The organism is Pseudomonas sp. NPDC089408, from assembly GCF_044749445.1.
In the GTDB taxonomy this organism is placed as follows: Bacteria; Pseudomonadota; Gammaproteobacteria; order Pseudomonadales; family Pseudomonadaceae; genus Aquipseudomonas.
Window position 1 is genome coordinate 254,808 of sequence record NZ_JBIVHY010000006.1, and the last position, 15,471, is coordinate 270,278.

Genomic DNA, 15,471 nt, shown 5'->3' on the forward strand with positions numbered 1-15,471 from the left:
GGTCGCAGGTGTTACTTACAACCCGTTACGCGCCTTGAACTCGCGACGACGGCGGTGCAATACCGGCTCGGTATAACCGTTTGGCTGCTTGCCACCCTCAACCACCAGCTCCACAGCCGCCTGGAACGCGACGTTGTCGTCAAAGTTCGGCGCCATCGGGCGGTACAAGGCATCACCGGCGTTCTGCTGGTCCACCACCACCGCCATGCGCTTGAGGCTTTCCAGCACCTGCTCCTGGCTGACCACGCCGTGGCGCAGCCAGTTGGCCAGCAGCTGGGCCGAAATACGCAGGGTGGCCCGGTCTTCCATCAGGCCGACGTTGTTGATGTCCGGCACTTTCGAGCAACCCACGCCCTGATCGATCCAGCGCACCACATAGCCCAGGATGCCCTGGGCGTTGTTGTCCAGCTCGTTGCGGATCTCTTCGGCCGACCAGTTGGTGTCGGCAGCCAGCGGGATGGCCAGGATGTCGTCGACCGAAGCCGGGGTACGCGAGGCCAGTTCACGCTGACGCGCCTGAACGTCCACCTTGTGGTAGTGCAGGGCGTGCAGGGTGGCAGCCGTTGGCGACGGCACCCAGGCGGTGTTGGCACCGGCCAGCGGGTGGGCGATTTTCTGCTCGAGCATGGCGGCCATCAGGTCCGGCATGGCCCACATGCCCTTGCCGATCTGCGCACGGCCTTGCAGGCCGGTGGCCAGGCCGACGTCGACGTTGTTGTTCTCGTAGGCGCCGATCCACTTCTCGTTCTTCATGGCACCCTTGCGCACGACGGCGCCGGCTTCCATCGAGGTGTGGATTTCATCGCCAGTGCGGTCGAGGAAGCCGGTGTTGATGAACGCTACGCGCTCGGCGGCGGCCTTGATGCACGACTTGAGGTTCACCGTGGTACGGCGCTCCTCGTCCATGATGCCGACCTTGACGGTGTTACGCGGCATGCCCAGCAGGTCTTCGACCTGGCTAAAGATTTCGGCGGCAAAAGCCACCTCTTCAGGGCCGTGCATCTTCGGCTTGACGATGTACACGCTGCCGCTGCGGGTGTTCTTGCGGCTGGTGTTGCCGTTGAGGTTGTGCAGGGCGATCAGGTTGGTGAACAGGCCGTCCTGGATGCCTTCAGGGATTTCGTTGCCCTGGGCGTCGAGCACTGCTGGGTTGGTCATCAGGTGGCCAACGTTGCGCACGAACAGCAGCGAACGGCCATGCAGGGTCACGCTGCCGCCGTTGGGCGCGGCGTACTCGCGGTCCGGGTTCATGGTGCGGGTGAAGGTCTTGCCACCTTTGCTCACGCTTTCGGCCAGGTCGCCTTTCATCAGGCCCAGCCAGTTGCGGTAGACGATGACCTTGTCGTCGGCGTCGACGGCGGCAACCGAGTCTTCGCAGTCCATGATGGTGGTCAGTGCCGATTCCATCAGGATGTCTTTGACGCCGGCGGCGTCGGTGCTGCCGACCGGGGTGCTGGCGTCGACCTGGATTTCGAAGTGCAGGCCATTGTGTTTCAGCAGCACGGCAGTCGGTGCCGCCGCGTCGCCGTGGAAGCCGATCAGCTGGGCGTCGTCACGCAGGCCGCTGTTGCTGCCGCCTTTCAGGGCAACCACCAGCTTGCCGCCTTCGATGCGGTAGGCGGTAGAGTCGACGTGCGAGCCGGCTGCCAGTGGCGCGGCTTCGTCAAGGAAGGCGCGGGCGAAGGCGATGACCTTGTCGCCACGCAGCTTGTTGTAACCCTGGCCTTTTTCGGCGCCGCCTTCATCACTGATGGCATCGGTGCCATACAGGGCGTCATACAGCGAACCCCAGCGGGCGTTGGCGGCGTTCAGGGCGAAACGGGCGTTCATCACCGGAACAACCAGCTGTGGGCCGGCCATGTGGGCGATTTCTTCGTCCACGTTCTGGGTGGTGGCCTGGAAATCGTCAGCTTGTGGCAGCAGGTAGCCGATTTCCTGGAGGAATGCTTTGTAGGCTACGGCGTCGTGGGCCTGGCCTTTGCGTGCCTGGTGGTAGGCGTCGATCTTGGCTTGCAGCTCGTCGCGCTTGGCGAGCAGGGCTTTGTTCTTTGGAGCGAGGTCATTGATGATCTTCTCTGCACCCGCCCAGAACTGCTCGGCGACGATGCCGGTCCCGGGGATGGCTTCGTTGTTCACGAAGTCGTACAGGACCTTGGCGACCTGAAGGCCACCGACTTGAACGTATCCAGTCATTGCTTGCCTCACTCTGCTCAGCTATTTCGCTCTTCTGTATTAAGCCTGTAGCGCTTCTCTAAACACGGCACCAGTGCGTGCTCCCGGGTTGTGCCGGGCGCGGCTGGGTGCGGCCTGCCAGACAGGCTGGCGGGCAGTGTGCGTATTTTCACAGGCGCCTTGGCAGACATCCAAACGACGTTTTGTAGTCCGCGCCACGGGATACTACATGAAGCAGTAGGCGGGGCAAAATCAGACTAAAAGCGCCGTTATGCGACCCGTTGGTCGCGTATGGTCACGCTGGGAGTAGGTATGTTCGCAAAAAACAGGTGGATTGTTCCAGATAAATCTTGAAACAGTACACGATTGGTTGTGCTGAGTGCTCTGCGGCAGGTTGCCGCGCCTTGCCTATACTGAGTCGATCCCCCCGATTTTCTGCCGCCCGCGCGGTCCGACACGAGGAAGGGCTTGTGGATCATCTTGTACTGACTGTGATTGCCCCTGACAAGGCCGGCCAGGTCGAACGCATTGCCCAGTGCGTCGCCGACCACAGTGGCAACTGGCTGGAAAGCCGCATGTCGCGCATGGCCGGGCAGTTTGCCGGGATTCTGCGGGTGGCGGTGCCGGCTGAAAATTACGATGAACTGGTGGCGTCGCTGCAGGGGCTGGCCCGCTATGACATTCGTGTGCTGATTGCCGAAAGCGGCATCGAGCCGTCGTGCACCTGGAAACCGATTGCCATGGAGTTGGTGGGCAATGACCGGGCGGGGATCGTACGGGACATTACCCGCTTGCTGGCTGAGCTGGGGGTGAACGTGGAGCGGTTTTCCACAGAGGTGCGGCCGGCGCCGATGAGCAGTGAGCCGTTGTTTCATGCGGATGCATTGTTGGCGTTGCCGTTGACCTTGCCGTTAGATGAGCTGCAGCAGAAATTGGAAAGCCTTGCCGATGACTTGATGGTGGAGTTGGAGTTGCGGGCGGAGGATTGATCCGGGATTGTCGGGGCCGCTCTGCGGCCCATCGCGACGCAAGGCCGCTCCTACAGGGGAATGTGTAGCCTCTGGGTAAGCGCGTACCCATGTAGGAGCGGCCTTGCGTCGCGATGGGGCGCGAAGCGGCCCCCTGCGGTTATCCCGATATCACGGGGAAGGCCCTGTGGATAACCTGGGGGCTCACCTCTCCAGCCCAGGCAATCCGCCTACTGCAGAGCTTTGCTCAAAAAACACCCAAACATCAGCACCTTGTGCACAAAGCACGGGGACGAGGGTGTGGATAACCTCTGGAGATGTCTCTGCAGCCCACAAACTACATGGCCTGCAGAGTTTTGATCGTTTTTTGATCAGCTACGCTTGCGCAAATTCCACCAGGCATCGACGCTGTAAATCGCCAAGCCTGCCCAGATGAACATGAACGCCACCAGGTTGCTCGACGACAAGTGCTCATCGAACAACAGCACCGCCTGCAGCAGCACCAGGGTCGGCGCCAGGTATTGCAGGAAGCCCAGCGTGGTATACGGCAAATGCCGCGCCGCCGCGTTGAAGCACACCAGCGGTACCAGCGTCACCGGCCCTGCAGCCATCAGCCACAGCGCTTCGCTGCTGGTGTAGAACGCGCCCTGGGCACTCATCGCCGCCGGGTGCAGCAGCAGCCAGCCGAGGGCCAGCGGCACCAGCATCCAGGTTTCCACCACAAGCCCCGGCAGTGCCGCCACCGGCGCCTGCTTGCGGATCAGCCCATAAAAGCCAAAGCTCAGCGCCAGCACCAGCGACACCCACGGCAGGCTACCCACCTGCCACACCTGCTGGGCCACGCCCACGGCGGCCATGCCAACTGCCAGCCATTGCAGGCGGCGCAGGCGCTCGCCAAGCAGCAGCATGCCCAGCAGCACGTTGATCAACGGGTTGATGTAATAGCCCAGGCTGGCCTCGAGCATGCGGCCGTTGTTCACCGACCACACGTAGGTCAGCCAGTTACCGGCGATCAGCGCACCGCTCAGGGCCAGAATGGCCAGCCGGCGCGGGTTGTCGCGCAGCTCGCGCCACCAGCCAGGGTGTTTCCACACCAGCAGCAGAAGCGAGCCGAACAGTGCCGACCAGAGCACCCGGTGGACGATGATTTCCACCGCCGGGACGCTCTGGATGGCCTTGAAGTAAATGGGGAACAGGCCCCAGATGATGTAGGCGCTCAGGCCCAGGATGTACCCGCGACGCGGGTTGGCGGCGTGCATGCAGAATCCTTGCTTAGGTAGCTAAATAAAGCGTCGGGCTATTTCAGCACAGGTTGGCGAGCTATGCAGTGACTATGCAGTGCAATAATCAGGGCCAAGCCCTGATTATCGGTGTGGAGGGATGAAAGAACCGGCAATGATCGCTGCTTCGATCACTGCCGGCTGCTGTGCTACTGATTGGCAATTGCCTTGGCTTCATCAGGCGCATGCAGCGCCAGGAACTGCTTCACGTCGATGAAGGGCAGTGGCAAGATCATGCTGGCGTATGCAGGGATGAATGAGTTCTCGTCCATTGCTACGATGACCGCGTACTCTTCTGTCTTGTTCGGATTCGGCGTGTAAATGCCCTTCTCGATCGTGCCATTGCCGACACGTACATGCCAGGACGTTTGCTCCTCGGGTACTTGTAACTCTTGGCCGCCTTTATTTCTTACCCAGAATTCGAATTTCACGCCCTTGTCATGCGCCTTCGCGACTAGCCAATATGCCCCTTCGATTTCAATGGGTAGCAGTATGTCGACAACTTTTTGGCTATTGCCGCTGCTGACAACCACTTTGCTATGACGCATCACCTGGTCGACAACGGGCATGCTCTCATTCCATTTCGGAACTTGTAGGGGGTCCGGGGCATAGTAACGGTTGTTTGCCTGAGCCAGCGGGTCGTTTTTCGGGCGGGCCCTGAAGCTGCCAAGACCTTCGACTTTCCATGTAATAGCGTTTCCATTCATCTCGCCTGCAATGATGTCGGTGTAAGCATTGAGGTTCACGGTGGCGATGGATGGGTAAATACTGACACTGGTGCGTAGCACACTTACCAAAGCATGAGAAACCTCAGTGCCTTTTTGGGCGGTAACGATGACCTTGAGGTGAGTACCTTTGAATTCGTCAGCGGCGGGCGCAGTGTAAGCCCCGGTAGTCGGGTTGATCGTTCCTGGCGGGTTGTCACCTTCATAGTCAGGCAGGTGGCGCACGCTCCAGGTTACATCTGTGGCGGGGTCGGTCCTGAAGGGTATGTTCCCACCGGCCAGAATGCTGGTTTCGCCTTTGTCGATAGGCTTGTTGTCCCCCCTGACAAGGGTGAATTTATTTCGATCAGGCGCCAGGGCACCTATGGCAGCCACATCATTGGGCCAATGTGCGGAATCAAGGGTGATCTGTGAATTTCGGAACAGCAGTGATGACAGGATGAAGGTATCTATTTCCGGACTTATTTCTCCGAAGGATTCGTTCACGTCAAACAGAAATTCCTGGAAGTTTTGCTTTAAGCTGTCTTCTATGAATTCCCTTATGTGCTGGTTTTTATCGTCCAAGGCTTCGTCTAGCTTGTCAGTCACATGCCAGTTGAATGTTTCACTTCCGCCGTCTCTGGTAATTATTATTTTATGGTCCTTTACGGAGACCTTGAATCTATGTTCGAAGCGCCATGTGGTAATCAGTCTGCCCGGCGATACACCAGGGTTTGCATCCCAGCCCCAGGTCCCCTCGGCGTATGTGTCGGTGGTTCCATTCCAGTCAATAACCAGTCTTTCTTTGTCATATTTTATTCTGAGTTTTTCTTTGGTGTTTTCTTTGGTAGGTGCGACATATTCAAAAGCCTTTGCATAAAACCTGAAGTAGTCGTGACCGATTCTTCCATACTTCATCTCGGGGATTTCGAATTTGCCGGTGGCTATGTATTCGATGTCCTGCGAGTTGTTGGCATGTATTGCTTTCCAGTCAAGCTGACGAACCGATGAGGCGCTTGACTTTAACTGTGGAACTATCAGGTTCGCTACAACGAAGTTTGAGTTGAGTAGCACGCTCGCACTGAAGCCTTCCGGCAAAAGATATGGAAGCTTTCTGTTCTCGTCTGGAGGGACGGCATCGTCACTGTCGAAGCCTTCTAGCTCGACAAATAGTACAACTGCGCCATCACCAAAATTTTCCGTGTTTCGAAGCGTCGAACCCAGTGCGCCATGGGTGCGGATTGAAAACTTGTGTGGCTTCAAGGCAGAGCTTTCCGTAGCGGCAATCCGCCCCAACGTGTACTCAATCTTGGCCCTACCTCCTGGATCGATAGACATGCCCTCGAAATATTGCTTGAAATGTTGGCCGAGCTTGTCGATTTCAAACTGCGTAACGCCGCCATAGAACTCGTAGTTCTTGCCCGCAGTAAACTGAAAGTAGACCCTGCCCTCATCTGAAATTTCCCCGTATGTGTTTTGCAGTTCAATGTCAAATACAAGCGACGGACCATTGACAGGCGTTGCCTCCGCCAACCGGGTCACGCGCCTGCGCGTACTGCCTGTTGCTTGGCTTAGTTGAAGTTGCTTACCCCGCACGGTTCGCATCATCAGTGCGGCTTTGGAGCCACTCAGGTCTGCATTTTCAAACGACAGCCTGGGCTCGTCCAGGCAAAAATCGTTAAGCTGGTGATAGGATACGCCGGGTTCCAAATCTACTTCGCTGTTCATCGGGTCCAGAAAAAGCCCGCCCGAATAACGTTCGATGAACTCCTGCTTCAGCACGTGGTTCGCTGTTTTTCTATCGAAGGCGACGATTATGGGATAGCCGAAGTTCTTGCGAGCCTTGCCCAATTCCTCTAATAGCTTTTCGAGAGACTGTTCAGTCGAGTTGTTCGTGGGTGAATTACATTGGTCCGGTCCAATAATATCAGTCATATACCCGCCTGCCGTGTCGTGTTGGTACGTGGTGAGATGTTCAACTCGTTGACGTTCGTCGTCGCGCGCGTTGATGTTGATGCGCGAAGTCAATCTGTTTCTATGAACAAGTCTGCTCGGAAGTCAGAAGCCGTCCAGCAATACCAAAGTCTGTTTGATTAGTTATGGGCATTCCCATGCTGACCTGAGCGTTTTTTACACCCAGCCTTCGGCCTTGCCTACTGGCAAAAATACTAGGTACAACGGGTAAGCAAGTTGCAGAGCAAGGTGCCGGCATGTCGCCTGCCGGCTGGCGCGTTACGGAGTGTCAGCCGCGTTTTTTCTGATACAAGGCCTAGAATAGCTTCAGCGGTGGTTCATCCAGTGCCGCCATTTGCTCGCGCAGGGCGAGAATCTGGTCGCCCCAGTAGCGTGGCTGGCCGAACCAGGAGAAGCTGCGCGGGAATGCCGGGTCGTCCCAGCGCCGTGCCAGCCAGGCGCTGTAGTGCAGCTGGCGCAAGGTGCGCAGCGGTTCGATCAGGGCCAGTTCGCGAGGGTCGAAGTCGTGGAACTCGTTGTAGCCGTCGATCAGTTCGGCAAGTTGCCCCAAGCGTTCTTCGCGGCTGCCGGCCAGCATCATCCACAGGTCTTGCACGGCCGGGCCCATGCGGCAGTCGTCGAGGTCGACCACGTGGTACACCTCGTCGCGGTGCATCAGGTTGCCGGGGTGCAGGTCGCCATGCAGGCGAATGAGCTGGTGCGGGGTGCGCGCGTAGATGTCCTCGACGCGTTTGAGCAGGTCGCGGGCCACGGACTCGAACGCCGGTAGCAGCTCGCGCGGGACAAAACCGCCCTCCAGCAAGGTGTTCAGTGAGGCATGGCCGAAGTTGTCCACAGCCAGCGCTTCGCGGTGCGCGAACGGTTTGCTGGCGCCCACGGCATGCAGCCGGCCTAGCAGTTGGCCGAGGCGGTACAGTTGGTCGAGGTTGCCCGGCTCCGGGGCGTGGCCGCCACGGCGTGGGAACAGGGTGAAACGGAAGCCCTGGTGTTCGAACAGGGTGCGGCCGTCGTGCTGCATGGGCGCCACCACCGGTACTTCGCAGTCGGCCAGTTCGGCGGTGAAGCTGTGCTCTTCGAGGATCGCCGCATCGCTCCAGCGGCCTGGGCGGTAGAACTTGGCGATCAGTGGCTGCGCATCTTCGATGCCCACCTGGTAGACGCGGTTCTCATAGCTGTTCAGTGCCAGCACCCGGGCGTCGCTGAGAAAGCCTAGGCTTTCCACGGCGTCCAGGACCAGGTCGGGGGTGAGGGTGTCGAAGGGGTGGGACATGGGGGCTCCGGGGGTAAGCGGCATGGGGCCCATGGTACAGCGTTATACCTGTGCTGGCCTCTTCGCGGGCAAGCCCGCTCCCACAGGTTCCGTGCAGGGTTCAAGGCCCGCGCCATCCTTGTTGGAGTGGGCAAGCCCGCGAACCGCGCACAGCGCGGCCAGGCTACGCAGGAACCCCGATCAACACATAAGAGGGATGAAACTGCACCCGCACCGCGCTGCCATCCACCACCTGCTGCCCGACCAGCCAATCAGCCTCTGCAATGGCACACAATGTCTGCCCATTACCCAACGCCAGTCTGACTTCACTGGCCCCATCAGCATCTGTCAGCACTTCCTCAACCGTCGCCTGCAGGCAATTGCTCCCGGCCTCAGCCTCTTCCCTTTCCGTCAGCAACCGTACCCACCCTGCCTTCAGCAGCGCTACGACCATCGTCCCCAGCGTCAGCTCCAGCCGCGCGGTGCTGTCGTGCGTGATCAGCGCGTCAATCTCTAGCCCGCTACCCAGTGCCAGACTGACCCGGTCATATCGGCCCTCACGGCGCAAACCGCTGACCTGGCCCTGCAGCTGGTTGCGCGCGCTGGTGCGCAGCATCAGGCGCCCGAGCAGGTCGAGGTCGCTGGACTCTTCAGCGGCCTCGAGGATTTGCGCCTGCAACGCCTTTAACCTTTGATACAGGCGCAGCACCCGCTCGCCCTCCGCCGACAAGCGCGCACCGCCACCGCCGCGGCCACCCGTGCTGCGCTCGACCAAGGGCTGGCTGGCCAGGTTGTTTAGCTCGTCAATGGCGTCCCAAGCGGCCTTGTAGCTGATGCCTGCGGCCTTGGCAGCACGGGTGATCGAGCCTTGTTCGGCGATGTGCTGCAGCAGCGCGATGCGCTGTGGGCGGCGGGCGATGTGCTGGGTGAGGAGGGTGGGTAGGGGCATGGGCATTTGGTCGTTGTGGGGCCTGAAGGTGGATAGTGTGTAGGAGCGGCCTTGTGTCGCGAAAGGGGCGCGAAGCGGCCCCAGGTTTTCTGCCCGGGCAGAGATCGCTGGGGCTGCTGCGCAGCCCGATCGCGACACAAGGCCGCTCCTACACAGAGCGATGCGCATGCTCATACATACCCCGGCTTGGGCGTACGCGCCAGGCAATACACATCGACTCTTTGCGCCCCGGCCTTGCGCAGCGCCTGGGCGATAGCCTGCGCCGTAGCACCGGTGGTAAGCACATCATCGACAATGGCGACATGTTTACCCTTCACGCCACCCGTGACCGCAAACGCCTGGCGCAAATTGCGTCGCCTTGCCTTGGCGTCCAGTCGTTGCTGCGCGGGTGTTTCCCGCGTGCGCAGCAGCAACCGCTCGTCGCAAGGTATCCCCACCTGCGCTGACAACCAGCGCCCAAGCATCCCCGCCTGATTGAACCCCCGCTCGCGCAGTCGACGCCTGGCCAGGGGCACAGGCAACAGCAGGTCGGGGCGGGGCAGCCCCTCGGCAAACCGGTGCAGCACCCCGTGCCCAAGCAGCTCGGCCATCAGCCGCCCCATTGGCCAGTGTCGGTTGTGCTTGAAGCGGCTGATCAGCGTGTCCACCGGGAAGCCGAAATGCCACAGCGCAATGACCTGCTCAAAGGCCGGTAAGCGCCGGCAACACTGAGCGCAGGTAAGGCCAGCCATGGGTAGGGACAGCGCGCAATGTTGGCAGTGATCGCCCAGCCAGGGCAGTTCCTGCTCGCAGGCCATGCACAACGGGTAGTGCTGCCCGGCAGGGTCATCACACAATAAGCATGACTGATTAATAATTGAGCACTTGTAAACCAGTGCTTTCCAGTAAGGTTGACAGTTCATAGGGCCTTCCATGACTATGCGAGCTATCCGTGATGCGCTGGCGGGCTTTCCTGTCCCGGCGCCTGCTTCAGCCTAAACAAGGAAACGCCGATGAGCGCCAGCACAACTGCAACAACACGTCACGACTGGTCCCTGGCCGAGGTCAAGGCGCTGTTCCAGCAACCATTCAATGACTTGCTGTTCCAGGCGCAAACCGTGCACCGCGCGCATTTCGACCCGAACCGCGTACAGGTTTCCACCCTGTTGTCGATCAAGACCGGCGCCTGCCCGGAAGATTGCAAATATTGTCCGCAGTCCGGCCACTACAACACCGGGCTGGAAAAACAGAAGCTGATGGAAGTGCAGAAGGTGCTGGAAGAGGCTGCCCGCGCCAAAGCCATCGGCTCCACCCGCTTCTGCATGGGCGCGGCGTGGAAGCACCCGTCGGCCAAAGACATGCCCTACGTGCTGGAGATGGTCAAAGGCGTCAAAGCCATGGGCCTGGAAACCTGCATGACCCTCGGCAAGCTCGACCAGGAGCAAACTGCGGCCCTGGCCCAGGCCGGCCTGGACTACTACAACCACAACCTCGACACCTCGCCCGAGTTCTACGGCAGCATCATCACCACCCGTACCTACAGCGAGCGCCTGCAGACCTTGGCCTACGTACGCGATGCCGGGATGAAGATCTGCTCCGGTGGCATCCTTGGCATGGGCGAGTCGCTGGACGACCGCGCCGGGCTGCTGATCCAGCTGGCCAACCTGCCCGAGCACCCGGAGTCGGTGCCGATCAACATGCTGGTCAAGGTTGCCGGTACGCCCCTGGCCGAGGAAGAAGACGTCGACCCGTTCGATTTCATCCGCATGCTGGCTGTGGCTCGCCTGTTGATGCCCAAGTCGCACGTGCGCCTGTCCGCCGGCCGCGAGCAGATGAACGAACAGATGCAGGCATTGGCCTTCATGGCTGGCGCCAACTCGATCTTCTACGGCGAAAAACTGCTGACCACTGCCAACCCGCAGGCCGACAAGGACATGCAGCTGTTCGCGCGCCTGGGCATCAAGCCCGAAGCGCGTGAAGAGCACGCCGACGAAGTGCACCAGGCCGCCATCGAGCAGGCGCTGGTCGAGCAGCGCAGCAGCGAGATGTTCTACAACGCCGCGTCGGCCTGAGATGGCCTTTGACCTCGCGGCGCGCCTGGCCGAACGGCGTGCCGCAGACCTGTATCGGCAGCGGCCACTGCTGGAAAGCCCGCAGGGCCCGGAAGTGGTCGTAGATGGCCAGCGTTTGCTGGCGTTCTGCAGTAATGACTACCTGGGCCTGGCCAATCACCCCGAAGTGATCACTGCCTGGCAGGCCGGCGCCGAACGCTGGGGTGTCGGTGGCGGCGCCTCGCACCTGGTGATTGGCCACAGCACGCCGCACCACCAGGTGGAAGAGGCGTTGGCCGAACTCACCGGGCGCCCGCGTGCGCTGTTGTTCTCCACCGGCTACATGGCCAACCTGGGCGCAATCACTGCGCTGTTGGGGCAGGGCGACACGGTGCTGCAAGACCGCCTGAACCACGCCTCGCTGCTGGATGGCGGGCTGCTTAGCGGCGCCCGTTTCAACCGTTACCTGCACAACGACCCGGCCAGCCTGGCCAGCCGCTTGGACAAGGCGGTCGGCAACACCCTGGTGGTGACTGACGGTGTGTTCAGCATGGACGGCGACCTCGCCGACCTGCCGGCGCTGGCCGAGGTTGCCCGGGCCCGTGGCGCTTGGCTGATGGTCGACGATGCGCATGGCCTGGGTACCCTCGGTGCCCAGGGTGGCGGCATTGTCGAGCACTTCGGCCTGGGCATGAATGACGTGCCGGTGCTGATCGGCACGTTGGGCAAGGCCTGCGGTACTTCCGGTGCCTTTGTTGCCGGCAGCGAGGAACTGATCGAGGCGCTGGTGCAGTTCGCCCGCCCCTACATCTACACCACCAGCCAGCCACCGGCACTGGCCTGCGCCACGCTGAAGAGCCTGGAGCTGCTGCGCCGCGAAAGCTGGCGCCGCGAGCATCTGGCCGCGTTGATTCGGCAGTTCCGTGAAGGCGCGCAGCAGATCGGCCTGGAACTGATGGACAGCCCCACACCGATCCAGCCGATCGTGATTGGCGACAGTGCGCAGGCCCTGCGCCTCTCGCGCATGTTGCGCGAGCGCGGCTTGCTGGTCACCGCCATCCGCCCGCCGACCGTGCCGGCGGGCAGTGCCCGTCTGCGGGTGACGCTGAGCGCCGCACACAGCCAGGCGCAGGTGCAGCTATTGTTGAATGCATTGGCCGAGTGTTATCCACAGTTGGAGAACGCCGATGCGTAATCGTCTTGTACTGCTGCCCGGCTGGGGCCTGGGCACTGCCTCACTGCAACCGCTGGCCGCCAGCCTGCGTGCCCAGGATGCCCGCCTGCAGGTAGAGCTGATGCCCCTGCCGGAATTGCCCCACAGCGATGTTGAGGCCTGGCTTGAACACCTCGACCGCAAAGTGCCGGGTGATGTCTGGCTAGGCGGCTGGTCGTTGGGCGGCATGCTCGCCAGCGCCCTGGCACACAAGCGTGGCGACCACTGCTGCGGCTTGCTGACCCTGGCCAGCAACCCCCGTTTCGTTGCCCGCGCGGACTGGCCGCATGGCATGGCCGAAGACACCTTCAGCACCTTCCTCGATGGCTGTCGCAGCCATACCCAGGTCACCCTCAAGCGCTTTCGCAGCCTGTGCAGCGATGGTGCCTTGCAACCGCGTACTTTGCTGCGCCAGCTGGCTGTCGGGGTACCAGACACCGATCCGCTGTACCTGGCCACGGGCCTTGAGGTGCTGGCCCAGCTCGACATCCGTGCAGCACTGCAGGCTTACGACGGCCCGCAACTGCACCTGTTCGCCGGCAGCGATGCGCTGGTGCCGGCAGAGGCGGCAAAGGCGCTGAGCGAGTTGCTGCCTGATGTTGAAGTAGGCCTGGTCGAAGACAGTTCCCACGCGTTCCTGCTGGAGTACCCGCAGGAGCTGGCGGCGGGCATCAAGAGTTTCCTGCATGAGAGTGGCGATGACTGACCTTTCCCGTCCGACCCTGCCCGGCGCACTGCCTGACAAACGCCAGGTCGCGGCTTCGTTCTCCCGCGCTGCAGCCAGCTACGACAGCGTGGCCGCGTTTCAGCGCGCCGTGGGTTTGAGCCTGTTGGGGCAACTGCCGGCAGGCTTGCAGCCATCGCGCTGGCTGGACCTGGGCAGCGGTACCGGCCATTTCAGCCGCATCCTGGCCGAACGTTTCGCCCAGTCCAGCGGTGTGGCGGTGGATATCGCCGAAGGCATGCTGCGCCATGCCCGCAATGAACAAAGCGGGGCGCACTACTACGTGGCCGGCGACGCCGAGCGTTTGCCATTGCGCGATGCCAGCGTCGACCTGGTGTTTACCAGCCTGGCCGTGCAATGGTGCGACTCGTTCGCCAGTGTGCTGGCCGAGGCAGTGCGGGTTCTGCGCCCGGGCGGCGTGCTGGCCTTCAGCAGCCTGTGCGTGGGTACCCTCGACGAACTGCGTGCCAGCTGGCAGGCGGTCGATGGCCTGGTGCATGTAAACCGCTTCCGCCGTTTCGAGGACTACCAGCGGCTGTGTGCCAGCAGCGGCTTAGAACAGCTTGAGTTGCAACGCTGCCCGCATGTTTTGCATTACCAGGATGTTCGCAGCCTGACCCACGAACTGAAGGCGTTGGGCGCGCACAATCTCAACCCGGGGCGGCCTTCCGGCCTTACCGGCCGGGCGCGTATGCAGGGTTTGTTGCAGGCCTATGAAGCATTTCGCCAGCCTGCAGGGCTGCCGGCCACCTATCAGGTGGTCTATGGTGTGTTGCGCAAGCCACAGGCGTAAGGGGAGCGAGATGAGCCAGGCCTATTTCATTGCCGGTACCGATACCGATGTCGGCAAGACCACCATCGCCGCCGGGCTGTTGCATGCGGCGCGCTTGCAGGGCATGAGCACACTGGGCGCAAAGCCGGTGGCCTCTGGCTGCACGATGACGGCTAAAGGATTGCGCAACAGCGATGCCCAGGCGCTGATCGATGAAAGCACGATCAAGCTGCCGTATGAGCAGGTCAACCCGTTTGCCTTCGAGCCTGCGATTGCGCCGCATGTGGCGGCGCGTGAGGCGGGGGTGACGCTGGGCGTGCCGGCGTTGCTGGCGGCGATGCGCACTGTGCTGCAACAGAATGCCGATTTCAGCTTGGTTGAAGGCGCTGGTGGTTGGCGGGTGCCGTTGTCAGGGCTGGAGAACCTGTCAGACCTGGCCGTGGCGTTGCAGTTGCCGGTGATTCTGGTGGTGGGCGTGCGGCTGGGGTGTATCAGCCATGCCTTGCTCAGTGCCGAGGCGATCGAGCGCGATGGCCTGCAGTTGGCGGGGTGGGTGGCGAACATCATCGAGCCGCGTACTTCACGGCTGGAAGAAAACCTGGCCAGCCTGGCCGAGCGCCTGCCGGCGCCTTGCCTGGGGCGGGTGCCCAAACTGAAGCAGGCAAGTGCCGATATGGTGGCTGAGCATTTGCAGCTGGATTTGCTGGATTAGGTTTTTGCAGGCCTGGCCTCTTCGCGGGTAAACCCGCTCCTACAAGGGAATGCAAACCGTTGTAGGAGCGGGTTTACCCGCGAAAGGCCGGCCCAGGAATACTCAGTGCCTATCAACTGGCACCAGGCCATTAGCGATTTAAACGGGCCTTTTCACTGATCGCCTGCTTTAATTGGGCGTGTTCCTATCCAGCGTCAATGGAGTCCTGACATGGAAATCACCGGTAGCTCCGCCTACTACGCGGGCCTGAGTGCTATCCAGGCCGGCCAGCACCGCGTCGATCAGGCAGCCGGCCAGATCGCCAACACCATCGCCGAACGCACCGCCACCAGCCAGTCCAGCGATTTTCAGGCCGAACGCCTGCGCGCGGTCGACCGCAGCCAGCAAATGGACCTCGCCACCAGCATCGTGCAACAGGCGGTGGGCAAGACCGAGGTCGAGCTTGGCGCAAAAGTCGTCAAGGCATCCGACGAAATGCTCGGCCGGATCATCGATACCTACGCCTGATACGGCGGCTCTCCCGAACCTACCGCAATCCCTGTGGGAGCGGGTTCACCCGCGAATGCGTCCGCCCAGAAACCTCTATTTTCTGGGCGGGCCTATTCGCGGGTGAACCCGCTCCCACAGGGGATCTTGCCAAGCCTTGGCTGATTTGCCATTTTCCGTGGCGCAAATGACACCATGATCCCTCCTTGACATAAGCCGGAGCTAAACGTAAGTTTCA

The 15,471-nt window shown here is 61.2% G+C and carries 13 protein-coding genes; 7 read left to right on the top strand and 6 right to left on the bottom strand.

Annotated features, from left to right (window positions below; all coding sequences use genetic code 11):
- Positions 1-15: 15 nt before the first annotated feature.
- Positions 16-2,193, bottom strand: coding sequence for a malate synthase G (locus tag ACIP02_RS12755; protein ID WP_201203950.1), 2,178 nt, complete (start codon positions 2,191-2,193; stop codon positions 16-18).
- A gap of 449 nt (positions 2,194-2,642) precedes the next feature.
- On the opposite strand from ACIP02_RS12755, the gene ACIP02_RS12760 reads away from it, so the two are divergent.
- Positions 2,643-3,161 carry a glycine cleavage system protein R gene (locus ACIP02_RS12760; RefSeq protein WP_400616941.1) on the top strand — a complete coding sequence of 173 codons (519 nt, stop codon included), beginning with the start codon at positions 2,643-2,645 and terminating at the stop codon, positions 3,159-3,161.
- A gap of 350 nt (positions 3,162-3,511) precedes the next feature.
- Here the strand turns inward: ACIP02_RS12760 and rarD are convergent, their stop codons facing one another.
- From rarD to ACIP02_RS12785, 5 genes are all read right to left on the bottom strand, one after another.
- Positions 3,512-4,399: an EamA family transporter RarD gene (gene rarD, locus ACIP02_RS12765; protein ID WP_400616943.1), complete on the bottom strand. Its 888-nt coding sequence runs from the start codon at positions 4,397-4,399 to the stop codon at positions 3,512-3,514.
- A gap of 170 nt (positions 4,400-4,569) precedes the next feature.
- Complete coding sequence (locus ACIP02_RS12770; RefSeq protein ID WP_400616945.1) at positions 4,570-7,059, bottom strand: hypothetical protein; 2,490 nt, start codon at positions 7,057-7,059, stop codon at positions 4,570-4,572.
- A 334-nt stretch (positions 7,060-7,393) separates the two neighbouring features.
- Positions 7,394-8,368, bottom strand: a complete 975-nt coding sequence (locus ACIP02_RS12775; protein WP_400616947.1) for a serine/threonine protein kinase — start codon at positions 8,366-8,368, stop codon at positions 7,394-7,396.
- Between the two features lie 163 nt (positions 8,369-8,531).
- A complete protein-coding gene (locus ACIP02_RS12780) occupies positions 8,532-9,296 on the bottom strand; it encodes a TOBE domain-containing protein (protein WP_400616949.1) in 765 nt (254 codons plus the stop codon).
- A 170-nt stretch (positions 9,297-9,466) separates the two neighbouring features.
- Complete coding sequence (locus tag ACIP02_RS12785; protein WP_400616952.1) at positions 9,467-10,198, bottom strand: ComF family protein; 732 nt, start codon at positions 10,196-10,198, stop codon at positions 9,467-9,469.
- Between the two features lie 90 nt (positions 10,199-10,288).
- Here ACIP02_RS12785 and bioB point away from each other — a divergent pair, with 90 nt between their 5' ends.
- The 6 genes from bioB (at position 10,289) to ACIP02_RS12815 (ending at position 15,254) form a co-directional block, all read left to right on the top strand.
- The gene (gene bioB / locus ACIP02_RS12790; protein WP_016497669.1) at positions 10,289-11,347 is read left to right on the top strand and encodes a biotin synthase BioB; all 1,059 of its coding nucleotides are present in this window, start codon (positions 10,289-10,291) and stop codon (positions 11,345-11,347) included.
- Position 11,348: 1 nt separating this feature from the next.
- The gene (gene bioF, locus ACIP02_RS12795) at positions 11,349-12,521 is read left to right on the top strand and encodes an 8-amino-7-oxononanoate synthase (protein WP_400616955.1); all 1,173 of its coding nucleotides are present in this window, start codon (positions 11,349-11,351) and stop codon (positions 12,519-12,521) included.
- Positions 12,514-13,245 carry an alpha/beta fold hydrolase gene (locus ACIP02_RS12800; protein ID WP_400616957.1) on the top strand — a complete coding sequence of 244 codons (732 nt, stop codon included), beginning with the start codon at positions 12,514-12,516 and terminating at the stop codon, positions 13,243-13,245. The genes bioF and ACIP02_RS12800 overlap by 8 nt, the downstream gene beginning before the upstream one ends.
- Positions 13,238-14,056: a malonyl-ACP O-methyltransferase BioC gene (gene bioC, locus ACIP02_RS12805; protein ID WP_400616960.1), complete on the top strand. Its 819-nt coding sequence runs from the start codon at positions 13,238-13,240 to the stop codon at positions 14,054-14,056. The genes ACIP02_RS12800 and bioC overlap by 8 nt, the downstream gene beginning before the upstream one ends.
- A 10-nt stretch (positions 14,057-14,066) precedes the next feature.
- Positions 14,067-14,747 (top strand): dethiobiotin synthase, encoded by a 681-nt coding sequence (gene bioD, locus ACIP02_RS12810; RefSeq protein ID WP_400616963.1) that lies wholly within the window; start codon positions 14,067-14,069, stop codon positions 14,745-14,747.
- Positions 14,748-14,957: 210 nt separating this feature from the next.
- Positions 14,958-15,254 (top strand): pyrroloquinoline quinone biosynthesis protein PqqE, encoded by a 297-nt coding sequence (locus tag ACIP02_RS12815; protein WP_400616965.1) that lies wholly within the window; start codon positions 14,958-14,960, stop codon positions 15,252-15,254.
- Positions 15,255-15,471: the final 217 nt, after the last annotated feature.